The 18,217-nt window shown below is 67.1% G+C and carries 17 protein-coding genes; 9 read left to right on the forward strand and 8 right to left on the reverse strand.

Annotated elements, in window-relative coordinates; genetic code table 11:
• Positions 1 to 133: 133 nt before the first annotated feature.
• A complete protein-coding gene (locus CRJ03_RS10480) occupies positions 134 to 394 on the forward strand; it encodes a DUF2312 domain-containing protein (RefSeq protein WP_104018820.1) in 261 nt (86 codons plus the stop codon).
• 19 nt (positions 395 to 413) lie between these two features.
• On the opposite strand, the gene CRJ03_RS10485 is transcribed toward CRJ03_RS10480, so the two are convergent.
• The gene (locus tag CRJ03_RS10485) at positions 414 to 3,146 is read right to left on the reverse strand and encodes a cation-transporting P-type ATPase (protein WP_439126637.1); all 2,733 of its coding nucleotides are present in this window, start codon (positions 3,144 to 3,146) and stop codon (positions 414 to 416) included.
• Positions 3,147 to 3,266: 120 nt separating this feature from the next.
• Between CRJ03_RS10485 and CRJ03_RS10490 the strand changes: the two genes are divergently transcribed.
• Positions 3,267 to 5,099: a PHA/PHB synthase family protein gene (locus tag CRJ03_RS10490; RefSeq protein ID WP_104018821.1), complete on the forward strand. Its 1,833-nt coding sequence runs from the start codon at positions 3,267 to 3,269 to the stop codon at positions 5,097 to 5,099.
• Between the two features lie 340 nt (positions 5,100 to 5,439).
• Here CRJ03_RS10490 and CRJ03_RS10495 read toward each other — a convergent pair whose 3' ends face one another.
• The 5 genes from CRJ03_RS10495 to fsa all read right to left on the reverse strand — a co-directional run bounded on the left by CRJ03_RS10495 (position 5,440) and on the right by fsa (position 9,337).
• The gene (locus tag CRJ03_RS10495) at positions 5,440 to 6,138 is read right to left on the reverse strand and encodes a CDP-alcohol phosphatidyltransferase family protein (RefSeq protein WP_104018822.1); all 699 of its coding nucleotides are present in this window, start codon (positions 6,136 to 6,138) and stop codon (positions 5,440 to 5,442) included.
• Between the two features lie 113 nt (positions 6,139 to 6,251).
• On the reverse strand, positions 6,252 to 6,839 hold the full coding sequence (locus CRJ03_RS10500; protein ID WP_104018823.1) for a cytochrome P460 family protein: 588 nt from the start codon (positions 6,837 to 6,839) through the stop codon (positions 6,252 to 6,254).
• Between the two features lie 106 nt (positions 6,840 to 6,945).
• The gene (locus CRJ03_RS10505) at positions 6,946 to 7,866 is read right to left on the reverse strand and encodes a tyrosine recombinase XerC (protein ID WP_104018824.1); all 921 of its coding nucleotides are present in this window, start codon (positions 7,864 to 7,866) and stop codon (positions 6,946 to 6,948) included.
• Positions 7,863 to 8,570 carry a DUF484 family protein gene (locus CRJ03_RS10510; protein ID WP_104018825.1) on the reverse strand — a complete coding sequence of 236 codons (708 nt, stop codon included), beginning with the start codon at positions 8,568 to 8,570 and terminating at the stop codon, positions 7,863 to 7,865. Before CRJ03_RS10510 ends, CRJ03_RS10505 begins: the two co-directional genes overlap by 4 nt.
• A gap of 113 nt (positions 8,571 to 8,683) precedes the next feature.
• The gene (gene fsa, locus CRJ03_RS10515; RefSeq protein WP_104018826.1) at positions 8,684 to 9,337 is read right to left on the reverse strand and encodes a fructose-6-phosphate aldolase; all 654 of its coding nucleotides are present in this window, start codon (positions 9,335 to 9,337) and stop codon (positions 8,684 to 8,686) included.
• 103 nt (positions 9,338 to 9,440) lie between these two features.
• Here fsa and CRJ03_RS10520 point away from each other — a divergent pair, with 103 nt between their 5' ends.
• The 3 genes from CRJ03_RS10520 (at position 9,441) to CRJ03_RS10530 (ending at position 13,678) form a co-directional block, all read left to right on the forward strand.
• Complete coding sequence (locus tag CRJ03_RS10520) at positions 9,441 to 11,636, forward strand: primosomal protein N' (protein WP_240611637.1); 2,196 nt, start codon at positions 9,441 to 9,443, stop codon at positions 11,634 to 11,636.
• A gap of 125 nt (positions 11,637 to 11,761) precedes the next feature.
• Positions 11,762 to 12,256, forward strand: a complete 495-nt coding sequence (locus CRJ03_RS10525) for a bacterioferritin (RefSeq protein WP_104018828.1) — start codon at positions 11,762 to 11,764, stop codon at positions 12,254 to 12,256.
• Positions 12,257 to 12,445: 189 nt separating this feature from the next.
• Positions 12,446 to 13,678 (forward strand): MFS transporter, encoded by a 1,233-nt coding sequence (locus CRJ03_RS10530; RefSeq protein ID WP_104018829.1) that lies wholly within the window; start codon positions 12,446 to 12,448, stop codon positions 13,676 to 13,678.
• A 102-nt stretch (positions 13,679 to 13,780) separates the two neighbouring features.
• On the opposite strand, the gene CRJ03_RS10535 is transcribed toward CRJ03_RS10530, so the two are convergent.
• A complete protein-coding gene (locus tag CRJ03_RS10535; protein ID WP_104018830.1) occupies positions 13,781 to 15,100 on the reverse strand; it encodes a ferredoxin reductase family protein in 1,320 nt (439 codons plus the stop codon).
• Between the two features lie 146 nt (positions 15,101 to 15,246).
• Here CRJ03_RS10535 and CRJ03_RS10540 point away from each other — a divergent pair, with 146 nt between their 5' ends.
• Entirely contained in the window at positions 15,247 to 16,122 is an 876-nt protein-coding gene (locus CRJ03_RS10540; protein WP_104018831.1) for a 50S ribosomal protein L11 methyltransferase, read from the forward strand.
• A 107-nt stretch (positions 16,123 to 16,229) separates the two neighbouring features.
• Positions 16,230 to 16,574, forward strand: coding sequence for a hypothetical protein (locus CRJ03_RS10545; protein WP_104018832.1), 345 nt, complete (start codon positions 16,230 to 16,232; stop codon positions 16,572 to 16,574).
• An 80-nt stretch (positions 16,575 to 16,654) separates the two neighbouring features.
• On the opposite strand, the gene CRJ03_RS10550 is transcribed toward CRJ03_RS10545, so the two are convergent.
• The gene (locus tag CRJ03_RS10550) at positions 16,655 to 16,852 is read right to left on the reverse strand and encodes a DUF1127 domain-containing protein (protein WP_104018833.1); all 198 of its coding nucleotides are present in this window, start codon (positions 16,850 to 16,852) and stop codon (positions 16,655 to 16,657) included.
• A 211-nt stretch (positions 16,853 to 17,063) separates the two neighbouring features.
• Here CRJ03_RS10550 and ruvC point away from each other — a divergent pair, with 211 nt between their 5' ends.
• Complete coding sequence (gene ruvC, locus CRJ03_RS10555; RefSeq protein ID WP_104018834.1) at positions 17,064 to 17,549, forward strand: crossover junction endodeoxyribonuclease RuvC; 486 nt, start codon at positions 17,064 to 17,066, stop codon at positions 17,547 to 17,549.
• Complete coding sequence (gene ruvA, locus CRJ03_RS10560) at positions 17,546 to 18,217, forward strand: Holliday junction branch migration protein RuvA (protein ID WP_104018835.1); 672 nt, start codon at positions 17,546 to 17,548, stop codon at positions 18,215 to 18,217. The genes ruvC and ruvA overlap by 4 nt, the downstream gene beginning before the upstream one ends.

Consider the following 18,217-nt stretch of genomic DNA (forward strand, 5'->3'; position numbering starts at 1 on the left):
CGTCGGTTTCGCGTGTTGCCGCCTGCGGTTAGGCCAAAGCGGCACTCTGCGCAAGGGGCGCGGGCGCGATCGCGCTTGCGCGGCGCGCGCGACGGCGATAGTCAGGCGGCCTGACCCAGACCGGAGGCCTTTCATGAACGACATGACGTCCGACGCCGCCCATCGCGTCACCGCAGACGAGTTGCGCCAGTTCATCGAGCGTTTCGAGCGGCTGGAGGCCGAGAAGAAGGACATCGCCGACCAGCAGAAAGAGGTGATGGCCGAAGCCAAGGCGCGCGGCTACGACACCAAGGTGATGCGCAAGGTGATCGCGCTGCGCAAGCGCGACCGGGACGATATCGCCGAGGAAGAGGCGGTGCTGGAGATGTACAAGGAAGCGCTCGGCATGAGCTGAGCGGGGCCGTGCGCGGCGCTCAACCGGGCCGCTCTTGGCGGGGCGGGCGGAAGGCGAGGCGCATCTGCTTTTCCGTCTCGATCAGCACGAAGAACACGACCCCGACCCCCAGGATCACCGCGCCCTCTGCGAGCGGCACCGGCGCGGTACCGAAAATCCGTTGCAGGGGCGGCAGGTAGGTGATGGCGAATTGCGCGCCGGTGACGAAGATCACGCAGGCCCAGACGATCGGTGTCCCACGCGCCGCCGCCCATGTCAGCGACGGTCCGTGCAGGCTTCGGATGTAGAACAGATAGAGGATTTCCAGCACCACCAGCATGTTCATTGCCATGGTCTGTGCCAGTGCCAGCGGATGGCCGGCATCTGTGGCATAGGCGAAGATGCCGAAGACGGCGGCGAGAAACAGCACCGAGACGAAGACGATCTGCCAGATCAGCCCACGCGCGAGCAGCGGCTCGCCCCTCGGGCGGGGCTGGCGGCGCATCGTGCCGGGCTCGGGCGGCTCGAAGGCCAGTGCGAGGCCCAGCGTAACGGCGGTGATGAGGTTGATCCACAGGATCTGCACCGCCGTGATCGGCAGCGCCATGCCCGCGAAGAGGGCGGTGATGATGGTCATCGCCTCGCCCGCGTTGGTGGGCAGGGTCCAGCTTATGACCTTCTTGATGTTGTCGTAGACGGTGCGCCCCTCGCGCACCGCCGCCGCGATCGAGGCGAAATTGTCATCGGCCAGCACCAGTTCGGCGGCCTCCTTGGCCGCCGCGCTGCCCTTGAGCCCCATGGCGATGCCCGCGTCCGCGCGCTTGAGCGCGGGGGCATCGTTGACGCCGTCGCCGGTCATCGCCACGGTGAGACCGCGCGATTGCAGCGCGGTCACCAGCCGCAGCTTGTCCGCCGGAGAGGTGCGCGCGAAGATGTCGGTCTGCGTCGCCGCGTCGGCGAGGGCGGCATCGTCCATCGCCTCGAGATCGGCACCGGTGAGCACGCGGTCGTGATTCTGCAGCCCCACCTGTGCGGCGATGGCGCGGGCGGTGGCGGCGTGGTCGCCGGTGATCATCTTCACGCGGATGCCCGCGGCGCGGCATTCGGCCACCGCCGCGATGGCCTCGGGGCGGGGCGGGTCGATCAGGCCGACGAGCGCGACGAGGGTGAGATGCCCGTCGAGATCGCCAGGGCGGAGCGCGTCCTGCCCCGCCTTGGCTGCGCGCGTGGCCACCGCGATCACCCGCTGCCCGTCGGCGGCGAGCGTCTCGACCGTTTCGTGCCAATTCGCGGTGTCGAGCGGGGCCGTGCCACCATCCTCCGTGCGCTGTGTACCGCAGAGCGCGAGCACCGCCTCGGGCGCGCCCTTGACGTGGATGCAAGCGCGCCCCGCCCCGTCATGGTCGAGCGTTGCCATGTAGCGGTGCGCGGCGTCGAAGGGGATGGCGTCGCGCCGCGCCCAGCCGCCGAAGGGCGTGGTTCCCTCGCCGGTGATCTTGCCCGCGAGCGCGCGCAAGGCCCCCTCCATCGGATCGCCCTCAACGCGCCAGCCCCCCTCTGGACCGTGCAGCACCGCGTCGTTGCACAGCCCCGCCACGCGCGCGGCCTCCTCAAGGGTGGCACGCGTCTCGCCGTCGATGTCGAGAGTGCCCACGGGGGCATAGCCCTCGCCGGTCACCTTGTGAACGCGCCCGGTGGTGGCGAGCGTCGCGGCCATCATCTCGTTGCGGGTGAGCGTGCCGGTCTTGTCGGTGCAGATGACCGAGACCGAGCCCAGCGTCTCGATCGCGGGCAGGCGGCGGACGATGGCGTTGCGCCTTGCCATGGCCTGCACGCCCACGGCGAGCGTGATGGTGAGCACCGCCGGCAGGCCCTCGGGGATGGCCGCGACAGACAAGCCCACCACCGCCATGAACAGATCGGCAAAGCCCATGTGGCCGACGAAATAGCCATAGGCCAGCAGCGTGCCCGCGACGATCAGGATGAACACCGTGAGCCAGCGCGCGAAGCGGTCTATCTGCTCCACGAGCGGGGTGGTCAGCACCTCGACCTTGCCCAGCATGCCGCTGATGCGCCCGATCTGCGTGTCGCCGCCTGTCTCGCTGACCACGCCGTGCCCGGTGCCCGCTGCAACGAGCGTGCCGGAAAAGAGCATCGGGGTGCGGTCGCCGAGCGGGGCGTCGGTGTCGACCGGCGCGCAGCCCTTGTCCACCGGCACCGATTCGCCGGTAAGGATCGCCTCGCCCGCCTTGAGCCCGTTGGCGCGGATCAGGCGCAAGTCGGCGGGAACGAGATCGCCTGCCTCCACGAGCACGATGTCGCCGGGCACCAGATCGCTTGCCTCGACGGTGATGCGGTGGCCGTCGCGCAGCACCGCCGCGCGCGGGGCGAGCATTTCGCGGATCGCAGCCATCGCCTGTTCGGCGCGGCCCTCCTGCACGAAGCCGATCACCGCGTTGACGACCACGACCGCGAGAATCACCCCGGTATCCACCCAGTGCCCCAGCGCCGCCGTGACCGCCGCTGCGCCGATCAGCACGTAGATCAGCACGTTGTGGAACTGCGCGAGCAGGCGCAGCAGCGGACCGCGTCCGGGCGGATCGGGCAGGCGATTCGGGCCGTGGCGGGCGAGACGGCGGGCAGCCTCGTCTCTGCTCAGCCCCGCGGGCGTTCCGCCGAGTGCGTCAAGCGCGCTTTCGGTTGTCCTGTCGTGCATGGTGATCCCCAGATTCGGTGGCGGACCGGTGGGCCGGTCCGCGCGGCGACGATACATGACCTGGCCCTTGCAGGGAATTGACACAAGTCAGTGTCATCCCCGCCCATGACAGCGATACTCGGACGCGCGGGTGTGGCCTGTCGTTGCCTCCCCGCTGACCGTAAAGGAGAGTTCCGCATGACCCGCACGCCCGCCCGCCGCAAGACCCGCGAGGACGCGCCGCAGGACGCTCTGACCCCGCCTGCCGAGGTTCCGCAGGTGCCCGCGCCAGCCGAAGGCGCGCGCCCCGACCGGGCGGAGCCGCACCTGCACGCCGCGCTCGACCGCGCCACGATGGCCAGCCTCGCGCGGTTTACCGCCGGGCTGTCGCCCCACGCGATGATTGACGCCTGGAGCGATTGGGCCATGCACCTTGCCCGTGCGCCGGGGCGGCAACTGGAACTGGCGGAGCGGGCGCAGGAGAACGGGATGAAGCTGGCGCAATACGCCGCCGCGCAGATGACCGGGAAGGCACCGGACAAGCCCTTTGCGCCCGGGCGCTATGATACGCGCTGGACGCATGAGGGCTGGGACAGGGCGCCCTTCGCGCTCTGGCAGCAGGGGTTTCTCGCCACGCAGGACTGGTGGGAGGCGGCCACCTCGAACCTGCGTGGATTGCGCAAGCAGAACGCGGACCGGACCGGCTTCATCATGCGGCAGCTTCTCGACAGCGTGTCGCCGTCGAATTTCCCTCTCGGCAACCCGGAAATCATCGAGAAGACTCGCGCTACCGCCGGGCGCAATCTGCTCGAGGGGGCCGCGCATTATGCCGATGACGCCAGCCACATTCTCGCGCAGGAGCATCGCACCGTGCCAAAGGAATTCGCCCTTGGCAAGGTGCTGGCCGCGACACCGGGCAAGGTGGTGTGGCGCAACGAGCTGATGGAGCTGATCCAGTATTCGCCTACCACCGAGGAGGTGCAGGCCGAGCCGGTGCTGATCGTGCCGGCGTGGATCATGAAATACTACATCCTCGATCTTTCGCCCGAGAATTCCTTTATTCGCTGGCTGGTGGGGCAGGGGCACACAGTGTTCTGCATCTCTTGGCGCAACCCGGGGGCCGAGCACGCCGAGCTGTCGCTGGAGGATTACCGCACGCAGGGGATCATGCAGGCGCTCGACGTGATCAACGACATCGTGCCAGGCCAAAAGGTGCACGCCAACGGCTATTGCCTCGGTGGCACGCTACTGGCCATCGCGGCGGCGGCGATGGCGCGCGATTGTGACGACCGCCTCGCCTCTGTCACGCTGATGGCCGCGCAGGTGGACTTCGTCGAGGCGGGCGAGTTGCTGCTGTTTCTCGACGAGAGCCAAGTGGCCTTTCTGGAGGACCTGATGTGGTCGCAGGGCTATCTGGACCGGCCGCAGATGTCGGGTGCCTTCGCCGCCATCCGGTCGGAGGACCTGATCTGGTCGCGCGCCGTGCGCCGCTATTTCCTGGGCGAGCCAGACCTGCCCACCGATGTCTCCGTCTGGGTCAACGACACGACGCGGATGCCCGCAAGGATGCATTCGGAATACCTGCGCGGCATCTTTCTCGAGAACCGCATTTCGGCGGGGCGCTTTGCTGTCGAGGGCCGGGTGATCGCGCTCAAGGACATTTCCGTGCCGATCTTTGTCGTGGGCACTGAGACCGACCACATCGCGCCGTGGCGGTCAGTCTACAAGACCGCGCTGTTCACCGATTGCGACCTGCATTTCCTGCTCACCAAGGGCGGCCATAACGGTGGCGTCCTGTCCGAACCCGGCCACAGGGGGCGGCATTACCGGATCGGCCACAGGCCCGCCGGGGCGCATTACCGCGACCCCGACACGTGGCTGGCGACGCATGATCCGGTGGCGGGCTCGTGGTGGCCGGAATGGGGGCGTTGGCTGATGCGCCACAGCAGTGGCGCGGTACCCGCGCCCGGCAGTCATCAGGGCTATCCCGCCCTCGCGGACGCACCGGGGACGTATATCCATCAGACCTGAGGCATCTGCTGATCGGGTTGGCATGATCCCCCGCGCATCCTGTCGGAGCGTTTTGTCTGCGACTGACCGCCCGTCAAGGTCGCGCGCCCGTCCTCGCGCCATTGCGGCAGGCCGCCGTCCATGCGCCGCGCGTTAAAACCGCGGTTTCACAACAGGGCCACGGTCTGATGGGCGTAGATTCAATAGCGCCCCCGGCAATAGGCGGGGATGTCAGCCTCGGGGTCAAGCGTGGGCAGAAGCCGGTCGAGATCGGCCAGTGCGGTGTTGCGCGCTCTGCACCAAGGCGGGGAAGGAGACGCCAGAGGGGATCTACAATATCGAGCAGATGCTGCGCTATGCCTCAGATTTCGTCGCGCAGCGGAATGATCTGTTGCACGATTCCCACGAGAACCAGGTAGACGCTGGTGACCACCAGCCCCCAATGTGCCCAGCTTTCAGGGTCGAAATGCACCCAGGCCGCCCAGCCCGCGAAAAATGTCCACGCCAGCGCCATCGGCAGCGACAGCCAGCGCCAGCGTTCGGTGCGAACCGGGTGGATGAATTTCAGCGGCAGGAACATCGCCACCGCCAGCACCGTCACGAGCGCAAGGATTATCCAGGTTGCGGGCTCGACCGCGAACAGCACGAGCACCAGCATGTTCCAGCAGCCAGGGAAGCCGGAAAAGGAATTGTCCAGCGTCTTCATCCGGCTATCGGCGAAATACATGGCGCTGGCATAGGTGATGACGATGATCGCCACCCATCCCGTCCAGCCCGGCAGCAGATCGGATTTGAACAGCGCGAAGGCCGGAATGAACACGTAGGTAAGGTAGTCGATGATGAGATCGAGCAGTACGCCATCGAATTCCGGTGCGGTGGTCTGCACGTGGTACTTGCGCGCCAGCGGCCCGTCGATGCCATCGACGGCAAAGGCCACCACGAGCCATAGGAACATCAATTCCCATTCGCGGTCGATCGCGGCGAGCATCGCGAGCATCGCGAAAACCGCGCCGGTGGCGGTGAACAAGTGGACGAGCAGGCCGCGGTGATGAGGTGTCATGGCTTTTTCATGCCCCAAGCACCGGGGTTTTGCAAAGCGAAACCCGGCCCCATTTCAGGGGCCGGGCCGGAAATAGTGTGCGCTGGCGCGCGGATGCGCAGATACGCGACCGCTCAGTTCGAGACGCGGACCTCTTCGACCGGGTAGGCCAGCATGTCTTGCGCCTCCCACGAGACGTGGCAATCGTGGCAGAAGCTCTGCTTGATCTTCATCGGCTTGCCGTTGGGCATCAGCGCCGAGTAGATCCAGTCCCCGGCGTCGGGGGCCGCGCCCTCCTCGCCCTTGGTCATGATGAAGAGCGGGCCGGGGCGGGCCGTTTTCTTCTTGGTCGAGATGGTGATGCTTTCCTTGGCGAGCACCGAGCCGGCGGGCATGTCCACGCCCTCGGTGGCGAACTTGAGGTATTGCTCGGCGGCTACGTCATTGGCAAAGGTCAGCAGCAGGCGGCTGCCGTGTGCGCCCTGCACCGCCGGACGGGTGCCGGTCACCGTCCAGTCGCGGTAGGCGGTGGCAACCTCGTTGCCGTCCTTGGCATAGCCCTCGGCCATCTTGTCCGAGAGGCAGGTGTAGATCTCGTTGATCGCCGCCGCGTCGAGATCGAACGGATCCTCGACATCGGCCTTGCAGGTGCTGGCGGCGGCCGAATGCCCCAGCATGACGCTGATGGCGAGGGTGGCTGCGGCAAAAAGCTGGCGTTTCATTAGGGTGGTACTCCGTTTCCTGACGTGACTTGCAATGCGTCCGGGACGGAGGGTGGCATATCTCGGCTGTAATTGAACCTAACACTTGCGTGAGGGTGGGCGCACCTCAGCCGCCTCCCTGCGGGTGGGCGCGGGCGTAGACCTCCATCAGGCGCGCGGTGTCGACGCCGGTATAGGCTTCTGTGGTCGACAGCGACGCGTGGCCCAGCAATTCCTGGATCGCGCGCAAATCGCCCCCGGCGTTGAGCAGGTGAGTGGCAAAGCTGTGGCGCATCGCGTGGGGTGTGGCCGAGGCCGGCAGGCCGAGTTGCGCACGGGTCTGCGCCATCGCCCTTTGCACGGCGCGCGCGCCCAGACGCCGCCCGCGCACCCCAAGGAAGAGCGGGCCGCGATCGGTGATCGGGAACGGGCAGAGCCGCGCGTAGGCGGCCACCGCGTCGCGCGCGGGCGCGATCACCGGCACCAGCCGTTCCTTGCCGCCCTTGCCGGTGATGCGCAGCGTGTCGCCGAGGGGCTGCGCGGCTCCATCGAGCCCCAGCGCCTCGGAAATGCGCAATCCGCAGCCGTAGAGCAGCGTCACCACGGCCGTGTCGCGTGCCGCGATCCAAGGCTCTGGCGCGTCCGTCTCCAGCGTGTCGAGCACATCCCGCGCGGCGTCCACCGACAGCGGGCGGGGCAGTTTGCGCAGGTATTTGGGCGCGCGCGCCGAGAGCACCGCGGTGGGCTCGAATCCCTCGCGCTCGGACAGCCAGCGGTAAAAGCTCTTGATCGCCGAGATGCGGCGGGCGAGCGAGCGGGGGCCAAGCCCGGCGGCGCGCTCATGCGCCATGAAGGCGCGCATGTCGGCGGTGGTGATGCGCGCGAGCGCCCCGAGGCCCTGCGTCTGCCCGTGATGGCCGGTCATGAAGGTCAGGAACGCGCGCAGGTCGCGCGCGTAGGCGTCGATCGTGTGCTCGGCGGCGCCATCGAGCGCCTTGATGGCGGCCAGCCAATCGGCCAGCGCCGCCCGGGCGGCGACGGAGATCACGACAGCCAGCGGCGCATCACCCTCTCGAACACGCCGGCGAAGAAGGCCAGAAGATCGCTGCCCTGCTGCGGGCTGAACTGGTGCGGGTCCTCGGCGCCCATCACCAGCATCCCCGGCAGCCGGTCGGCCCCGAAATCCAGAAGCAGGCACGCCTCGGAGCGGATATGCTGCGCGGTGCGGCCATAGACGCGGCCGTCGCCCTCGTCGAGCTGGCGCAGCGTGACCTGCCGCGTGGGCGCATCGCGCCCGCCGGTGAGGTAGCCGCGGATGAAGCCCGGCTCGGCCACCGACAGCACGTTGCCGAGGCGGCGCACCGCCGGGTCGTCGTCGTTCTGCACCGATTCGAGCACCAGCCGCATGGCGTCCACGCGCAGGATATGGGCCACCTCGCCGTCAAGGTCGCGCAGGAAGCTCTCGAACTCGACCGGATCGAGCATCCGCAGGATGGCACGGTGCACCTGGTTGGTGCCGGCGAGGTTTTCGTAGGCGGCGGCAATCACCGCGCGGTGGGTTTCCTCGAGCCGGTCGAGCCGCGCCTCGAGCCGATCCATGGCGATGCCGCGCATATCGACGATGTTGGTGCCCATCTCGCGCTCGTTGGCGGCGATGAGGGCGCGCATCAGGTCGGTGTCGTCGAGGATCACGTCCGGCTCGGAGATAATCCGCTCGCGCAGGGTATCGTCGATGCGGGGCTTGCTGCTCATCGCTGCCTCATTCGCTTGTTTTGCAGCACACTAGCAGAAGCCGCCGCGGAATGCCGCAAGAAAATGCGGTGTCGGGGTGTGTCAGCCTTGGGCCCTAGGACGACGGGGGCGGTTCAGAGGATCTTCTGCCCGGTCTTTTCCCAGTCGGCCATGAAGGCGGCGAGGCCCTTGTCGGTGAGGGGGTGGGCGGCCATCGCCTTGATGACGGCGGGGGGCGCGGTCATCACGTCGGCGCCGATCATCGCCGATTGAAAGGCATGGTTTACCGTGCGGATCGAGGCCGCGAGGATCTGCGTCTCGAACCCGTAATTGTCGTAGATCTGGCGGATGTCAGAGATGATCTGCATCCCGTCGAGGTTGATGTCATCGAGCCGCCCGATGAAGGGCGAGATGAAGGTCGCCCCTGCCTTGGCCGCCAACAGCGCCTGATTGGCGGAAAAGCACAGCGTCACGTTGACCATGTTGCCCTCGCCCGAGAGCACCTTGCACGCGCGGAGCCCGTCCCAGGTGAGCGGCACCTTGACGGCGATGTTGGGGGCGATCTCGGCCAGCTTGCGGCCCTCGGCGATCATCTCGTCGGCCTTTAGCGCCACGACCTCGGCGCTGACCGGGCCATCGACCATGTCGGCGATCTCCTTGGTCACTTCGAGGATGTCGCGCCCCGATTTGAGGATCAGCGAGGGGTTGGTGGTGACGCCATCGACCATGCCGAGATCGTTGAGCTCGGCGATCTGGGCGGTGTCTGCGGTATCGACGAAGAATTTCATGGGGCGGCCCTCTCTGGCGGGTTGGGTTGTTTCACCCCCGGCTTTACCGCATAGACGGGGAGGCCGAAACCCCGCAAACCCGGCCCGGAGGAGCCTGTCGCGCGTGAGCCAGAGCTGCGATTTCGAGAGAGGGGCGTTGGTGGCGGTGCTGACCGCGCAGCCATTGGGCGGCACGCTCGACTATCTCGCGCCCGAGGGCGGCTGCGATGCGGGCGATTTCGTCGAGGTGCCGCTGGGGCCGCGGCGCGTGCTGGGCGTGGTCTGGGGGCCGGGCGCGGGCGGTTTTGACCTGGCCAAGGCCAAGGCGGTGAGCCGGGTGCTCGACCTCGCGTCGATGGATGCGGCGATGCGCGGGTTCCTGGAGCGCGCGGCGGCCTACACGCTGACACCGCTGCCGGCGATGCTGCGGCTGGCCACGCGCGCGCCGCGGCTGATGGACCCGCCCGGCGCGCAAAAGGTCTATCGCCCCGGCGATGCCACGCCCGCCCGGATGACCGACGCGCGCGCCCGCGTGCTGGCGGTGCTGCGCGAGCATGGTGGCATGGGGTTCGGCCTGAGCGATCTGTGCGATCTGGCGGGGGTCTCGGGCAGCGTGGTAAAGGGGCTGGTGGCGCAAGGCGCGCTGATCGAGGCGGAGGCCCCGCGCGACGCGCCCTATCCAAGGCTCGATCCCGACCGCCCCGGCCATGCCTTGAACGAGGATCAGGCGGCGGCCGCAGCGGCGCTGTGCGAGGGCGTGCGTGCGGGCGGCTATGGCACCACGCTGCTGCGCGGCGTCACCGGGTCGGGCAAGACCGAGGTTTACCTGGACGCGGTGGCCGAAACCCTGCGGCAGGGGCGACAGGCGCTGGTGCTGCTGCCGGAGATCGCGCTGACCACGGAATTCATCGACCGGGTGGAGGCGCGGTTCGGGGCAAAGCCCGCCGAGTGGCATTCGGGCGCGGGGCAGGCCGAACGGCGGCGTATCTGGAAGATGGCCGGCGAAGGCGGCGTGCAGCTTGTGGTGGGGGCGCGCTCGGCGCTGTTTCTGCCGTTCCGCGATCTGGGGCTGATCGTGGTGGATGAGGAGCACGACCCCTCCTACAAGCAGGAGGATGGCGTGCTCTACCACGCGCGCGACATGGCCGTGCTGCGGGCCTCTCTGGGGGGCGCGCGGGTGGTGCTGGCCTCGGCCACGCCGTCCCTGGAAAGCTGGGCCAATGCCGAGGCCGGGAAATACAACCGGCTGGACCTCGCGGCGCGGTTCGGAGTTGCAACGCTGCCACGGATGGGCGCCATCGACATGCGCGCCGAGGCGCTGCCCGCGAGCCGATGGGTGTCACCCACCTTGCGCGCGGCGGTGACTGCAAGGTTGGCGGCGGGGGAGCAGGCGATGCTGTTTCTCAACAGGCGCGGCTATGCGCCGGTCACCGTGTGCCGGGCCTGCGGGCACCAGATCGGCTGCGAGCACTGCGACGCGCGCATGGTCGAGCACCGGTTCCAGAACCGGCTGGTCTGTCACCAGTGCGGCGAGAGCGCAGCCCTGCCCGCGGCCTGCCCGTCCTGCGGCGCCGAGGGGCGGCTCGCCGCCGTGGGGCCGGGGGTGGAGCGGCTGGCCGAGGAGGCGGGCGCGCTTTTCCCCGAGGCGCGGATCGCGGTGCTGTCGTCGGACCTCTTCGGCTCGGCCCGGGCCTTGAAGGAGCAAATCGCCGAGATCGCGGCGGGGGCGGCGGATATCGTTATCGGCACGCAACTCGTGGCAAAAGGGCACAACTTTCCTTTGCTGACGCTGGTGGGGGTGATCGACGCCGATCTCGGTCTTCAGGGCAGCGACCTGCGCGCCGCCGAGCGCACCTTTCAGCTCATGCGGCAGGTGGCGGGGCGGGCGGGGCGCGCCGAGCGGGAAGGGGTGGCGCTGTTGCAGACGCACCAGCCGGAGCATCCGGTGATCCGCGCGATCCTCGGCGGTGACGAGGAGGGATTCTGGCGCGCCGAGGCGGGGGCGCGGCGGCAGGCGGGCGTGCCGCCTTATGGGCGCATGGCGGGGATCATCCTGTCCTCGCCGGATGCGCGTGCGGCGTTCGATCTGGGCCAGACACTCGCGCGCAATGCCGCGCCGCTCAGGGCGGCAGGGGCCGAGGTGTTCGGCCCCGCGCCTGCGCCCATTGCCCGCATCCGGGGGCGGCACCGGGTGCGGCTATTGGTCAAGGCGCCCAAGGGTGCGCCGCTTCAAGAAGCCATCGCGCGCTGGATCGCGCCGGTGAAGCTGCCCGCGCAGATGCGGCTGGCGGTGGATATCGATCCGCAGAGTTTCTATTGAGGGGACCAGAAAACCGGTATCGGTATCGCGTCGGTATCCTGTCGGTATCGCGCCGGTGCGCGGTGTTGCAAAACGCGGTTTCGTGAATAGGTGACTGACTTGAAATCGGACCGAAGGAGGGCCCCATGACCGACCGGACGACAAGCATCGAGAACCTGCAGACCGCGCTGTCGATGGAATTGACGGCGGTGCATCAATACCTGCTGCATGCCCACACGCTGGAAAATTGGGGCATCGACAAGCTGGCCGTGAAGATGCGCGAGGAGATGCACGAAGAGCTGGGCCATGCCGGGGCGTTCATCGACCGGATCATGTTCCTCGGCGGCGTGCCCAAACTGGAGGCCGCCAAGACCCCGAACAAGGCCGAGAGCCTCAAGGCGCTGTTCGAGGCCGACAAGACAGAGGAAGCCGGGGCCATCGAGTTCTATACCAAGGCCGCGCGGCAGGCGTTCGAGAGTGACGATATCGGCACGCGGGCACTGTTCGAGCGGATCGTGCAGGACGAGGAGGGCCACTGGGAATGGCTCGACCTGCAACTCGACCTGTTGCGCAAGATGGGCGAGCCGGCCTTCATGGCCAATTACATGAGCGGCACGAGCGCAGATCAGGGCGCGGGCTGACGGCGGCGCGGCTGTCATCCTCCGGCTTGGCCGGGGGATCTCGTGGTAAGAGGAGAGCCTCGGGTCAAGCCCGGGGATGACGCCTGGTCGCTTTCTTGAAAAGAAAGCGGTCCGAAATCTTTTGAAGATTTCGGGCGGACGAGGTCGCGGCCTCTCGCCAAGGCCGCGACTTGGGCGTAAGGAATGCGCATGAATGCGCAATTCCCCCTTGGCCGGGCGCGGGATCTGCCCGTCTGGCGACGCCCCGTGACGCTGCTCTTCCTCATGGCCGCTGCGATGCCGGTGGCCTTTGCCACATGGTCGGCGCTGCTCAACAATTTCGTCATAGAAATGGCCGGGTTCGACGGCTCGGACATCGGCTGGCTGCACACGGTGCGGGAAATCCCCGGCTTTTTCGCCATCGGGGTGATCGCGCTCATCATGTTCATGCACGAGCAGGTGCTGGGCCTGGTGTCGCTGCTGCTGTTGGGGGTGGCCACGGCGTTCACCGCGCAGTTTCCCTCCTTGGGCGGGATTCTCACCATCACCATGCTCAGCTCGATCGGGTTTCACTATTTCGAGACGGTGAACCAGTCGTTGCAACTGCAATGGCTCGACAAGCTGCGCGCACCGCAGATGCTGGGATGGCTGCTGGCTGCGGGGTCCGGCGCCACGCTGGTGGCCTATGTGCTGATCGTGCTGACGTGGCGGGCGTTCGATCTGAATTACAACCTCGTCTACATGGTGGCGGGCGGGTTCACCGCCTGCGTCGCGGTGTTCTGCCTGCTCGCCTATCCGCGCTTCGAGGCGCCGAACCCGCAGGTCAAGAAGATGGTGCTGCGCCGCCGCTACTGGCTCTATTACGCGCTGCAATTCATGGCCGGCGCGCGGCGCCAGATATTCGTGGTCTTCGCAGGCTTCATGATGGTCGAGCGGTTCGGTTTCGAGGTGCACGAGGTGACCGCGCTGTTCATGATAAACCTCGTGATCAACATGGTGGCAGCCCCCCTGATGGGCCGGGCGGTATTCCGCTATGGGGAGCGCAATACGCTGATATTCGAATATGTGGGGCTGGCACTGGTATTCCTCGCCTATGGCGGCATCTACATGTTCGGCTGGGGGGTGGTACTGGCCGCCGGGCTTTACGTGGTGGATCACGTGTTGTTCTCGCTGGCGCTGGCGCTCAAGACCTATTTCCAGAAGATCGCCGATCCCGGCGACATCGCCCCCACCGCCGCCGTGGCCTTTACCATCAACCATATCGCCGCTGTGTTCCTGCCCGCCGCGCTGGGCTATCTGTGGCTGGTGTCACCGGCCTGGGTGTTCGTGATGGCCGCCGGGATGGCCGTGGTGTCGCTGATGCTGGCGCTGATGATCCCGCGCCACCCCGAACCGGGGTATGAAACCATTCTGGCAGGCTTTGTGCCGAAACCCGCAGAATGATGTCAGAGCCAGTACCCGCGCAGGGCAAAGGCAATCACGGCTGCAGCGATAGCGAGATTCAGGGTCCAAAAGGCGCGGATGATGCGTTGGCGGCTGGTTCGGTCAGTCATAGCTGAACTGCTCTGAAAGGATATGGCGGGCGGGCACGCCCATCTCCAAAAGCGCGGTTTCGACCATATGCAGCATCGGCGGCGGACCGCACAGGATAAAAACCCACGCCTGCCGCGCGTTCTCGTCAATGTAGCGCTCAAGCAGGTCCCGGCGGACAAAACCGGTTTCTCCGGTCCAGCCATCCGGGGGGTCGGATAGCACATGCACAAGCGTGAGCGGTGTGTCTCTCGCCATCTGGCTCAACTCTTCGCCATGGACGATCTGCCCGGTATGCCTGTTGCCGTATATCAGCAGGCGCGGGCGCGGGTCCTCTGCTGCGTTCAAGGCACGCAGATGTGACAGCGTCGGAGCAATGCCAACCCCGCCCGCGATCAGGCACAGGCCTGCGGCGCTCTCATGCCCTTTTAGCGTCAGGGCACCGAACGGCGCGTCTACATAGGCGTGGGTGCCGGCCTCGACGTCACCAATGTGATTGGTGAAATCTCCCAGTTCCTTGATCACGAAGCGCAACTCGGATCCGTCGCTGGGTGCCGAGGCGATCGAGAACGGGTTTTCATTCAACGAAAAAGCGTTCCGCCCGATGCTGATCCAGGCAAAATGCCCGGGGGCATAGCGCAGGCCGTCATGCCCCTCTGGCACAAGCCGCAATTCCCATGTCCGGTCGGCCAGCTTGCGCACCCGGCTGACCCGCCAAAGATGCGCGCGCTTCCAGATCGGCTTGATCACGTAGACCCAGAGCAACGAGAGAACCGCGATGCCGAGCAGACTGCCCCAGACCCAGGTCAACACCGGCTCACGGCTATATTGCCCGGCCCGCGTGGCGTGCAGTATGCCCAGGGCCGCCACGATCAGCGCCATCACCCCATGCGTCAGACGCCAATGCTCATGGCGGTACAATGCATCGCGACCGATCGCCATCACCATCAGGGCCCCCAGCAGAAGCCAGGCGACGATTCCAGGCCAGAGACCATCAAACCCGAAATCCAGCGCGCCCGAGCCCGGCGGCAACTGGCGGGGATCAAGGCTTTGCTGTCCCCGATAGAGAAACGGATGCAGGACGATCAGAACTGCCGCCGACCGTGCCAGCAACTGGTGCAGCCGCATCGTGACATCCATCCCGATGTTGCCCGAGATCGACCGGAAACGCCCCGACAGCACAAATTCAACCAAGAGGATGGCAAGCCCCGCCATGCCGGCGCCAGCGGCCAGTTCATCCCACACGCCCCGCGGCGGCTGGCCCTGCACCGTGGCCAGCGCCAGCGGCGTGCAGACCACCAGGATATAGAAAAGGAAAAGAACGGCTGCGGGCATCGGAATTCCATCTGAGTTCTAGTTGTCCGGAAGCAGGCGTGTTCCATCGACCTGTCTTCGATACCATACGCGCCGCTGCCGCTTGCGGCTACTGCGGTATCGTGTCACGAAATTCATTCGATCAACAGCTTTTATACGGACCTCTTATGACAAAGACCTATACCGCGCTCACCACGCTCGGCGACAAATCACAGGCCGAGGCGCTCGCCGAGGCGCTGGAGAGGCTGACACCCGAACCGACCGGCGTCGGTGCCTTCGAGATGGAGGACGGATCGGGCCTGTGGGAGATCGGCGCCTATTTTGAGGAGGCCCCTGATGCCGTCGCCCTCGACCTGCTGGCGGCGGCGCATGGCGCGCGTCCCTTTACCGTGTCGGAACTGCCCGAGATCGACTGGGTCGCCAAGGTGCGGCGCGAGTTGAGCCCAGTCGAGGCGGGGCGGTTTTTCGTTTATGGCAGCCATGACGCGGATCGCGTGCCGGAGGGATGCGAGCCGCTGCTGATCGAGGCGTCGATGGCGTTCGGCACCGGGCATCACGGCACCACGCTTGGCTGTCTTCGGGCGCTCGACCGGTTGGCGGCGGACGGCTTCGAGGGCAAGTCGGTGCTGGACCTCGGCTGTGGCACCGCCGTTCTGGCGATGGCGGCGGCGCGCATCTGGCCCGCCGTGATTCTGGCCTCGGATATCGACGCGGTGGCGGTGGAGGTGGCCGAGGCAAACCTGGCGGCCAACGCGCTGACAGGCCGCGTGACGTGTGTCGAGGCCGAGGGGCTCGACCACCCGGTGCTGCGCGGCGCGGCGCCCTTTGACCTGATCTTTGCCAATATCCTCAAGGGGCCTCTGCTGGCGCTTGCGCCGGGGATCACCGAAGCCCTCGCGCCCAGGGGCAGGGTGATTCTGTCGGGGCTGCTCAACGAGCAGGCCGCGGAGGTGATCGCGGTTTATTCAGAGCTTGGAAACAGTCTCGAACATCACGAAGAGATTGGTGACTGGTCAACCCTGACAATGTCTAAAAGTCACTGAAAATATGTCGAAATCTGGCCGAAGCGAGAGGTCTGCCCAGTTATTGCCACATTTCGACCGCAGAATTATCGCATCGCGGTGGGGGCCGTTTCTGCGGGACTGAGGCGATGTCTGATGCCACTCGGAATTTCAACGCCCGCCTGCGCCGGATCGACGAGTCGCACGCCCGGCTGGGACGAGGCTATGTCGGCAAGGTACGGCCGGACGGTCTGATCGTTTTCGCGCCGCGCCGCCGCCGACGGATGATCCCGCTACGCGGCGTTCTCTACCTCTTGGTTGGCTTTGTCTTCTTCAAGGCGGTCGTGCTCGCGCATCTGGGTGGAGACACCTACGAGGCGCGGATTGCGCGGTTGGCCGAGGGTCATGTGCTCGAACAGGCGGGTGCAATGATCATGCACCCCGACGCGCTGACACGGTGGGTGGCCGGATACCTGGCACCGGTCCTGCGCTGAGCCGGGCGGACAGGCACGAAAAAGCCCCGCGCGGACCATGTCCGCACGGGGCGCGTGCGATCCTGTGGTGGCCTGCGCGCTCAGAAGCTGCGGGCGACCCGGTCGATATCGCCGCGGCTCAGGCCGATATCGTCAAGCTCGCGATCCGAAAGCTGGGCGAGCGCCGTGCGCGTGGCGCGGCGGTCGTTCCACGAGATCACGGCCTCGACGATGCGAGAGAGCAGGCCGAAGGCGGGGCGGGGGTGCGCGTGGGCGCGGGGGGTGTCGATGAGTGCCATGTGCGTCGTTCCTTGATACGGGGGGGGCTATCGGGGCAACCCGTTTGTATAGTGCAGCTAATCGGGGCAACCGGTCCGCGCAAGCTGGGGTTTCTGCATAGTCCTTATGCAATTCCTGCAACGCTCGACGCGGTCCCGGCCCGCGCATTGTGCTTGGTTGTCGTTCACGTTTCGTGCTATTGAGGCGAAAACCGAAGCGGGCAGGGCAGACATGCGGGTATTGGGCATCGACCCGGGATTGCGGAACCTCGGATGGGGCGTGATCGAGGTGCAGGGCAGCCGCCTGAGCCACATCGCCAACGGCGTATGCCATTCGGTGGGCGACGATCTGGGCGCGCGGCTGTTGTCGCTCTACGAGCAACTGGGCGATATCGTTCACCGCTATGATCCGCAGGCGGCGGCGGTGGAGCAGACCTTTGTCAACAAGGACGGGGCGGGCACGCTCAAGCTGGGGCAGGCGCGGGGCGTGGCGCTGCTGGTGCCCGCGCAATACGGGCTGACGGTGGGGGAATACTCGCCCAACCGGGTGAAGAAGACGGTGGTGGGCGTGGGCCATGCCGCCAAGGAGCAGGTCGCGCACATGGTGCGGGTGCAGCTTCCCGGCGTGGTGCTGGCGGGGCCCGACGCGGCGGACGCGCTGGCGGTGGCGATCTGCCACGCGCATTACGGGCGCGCACTGGCCGGGGGGCTGGCATGATCGGGCGCATCGCGGGGCGGATCGACTGGCGCGGGGCCGATCACGTCCTGATAGACGTGCGCGGGGTGGGCTATATCGTGCATTGCTCCGAACGCACGCTCGCCGCGCTGCCGGGCGTGGGCGGCATGGCCGCGCTCTATACCGACCTCCTGGTGCGCGAGGACCTGTTGCAGCTATTCGGCTTTCCGACGCTGGCGGAGAAGGAATGGCACCGCCTGTTGATGAGCGTGCAGGGCGTGGGCGCCAAGGCGGCGCTGGCAATCCTCGGCGCGCTGGGGCCCGAGGGTGTGGGTCGGGCCATCGCCATCGGCGACTGGAACGCGATTACCGCGGCCAAGGGGGTAGGGGCCAAGACGGCGCAACGGTTGGTCAACGAGTTGAAGGACAAGGCGCCCACGGTGATGGCGATGGGGACTGCCCCGCCACCCATGCCGGACGCGGGCGAGGTGATCGAGGCGGCTGCCCCCGCCGTCGCGGCCGCGGACCCTGTCGGCCACGCACCGGCGGGCAAGGGCGCGCAGGCCGAGGCGCTCTCGGCGCTGACCAACCTCGGGTACGGCCCCGGCGAGGCGGCGGGTGCGGTGGCGCAGGCGGCGGGCGAAGACGCGCAGGCCGACACCGCCGCGCTGATCCGCGCCGCGCTGCGGCTGCTGGCACCGAAGGGCTGA

It is taken from the genome of Roseovarius nitratireducens (assembly GCF_002925845.1).
GTDB lineage: Bacteria > Pseudomonadota > Alphaproteobacteria > Rhodobacterales > Rhodobacteraceae > Roseovarius > Roseovarius nitratireducens.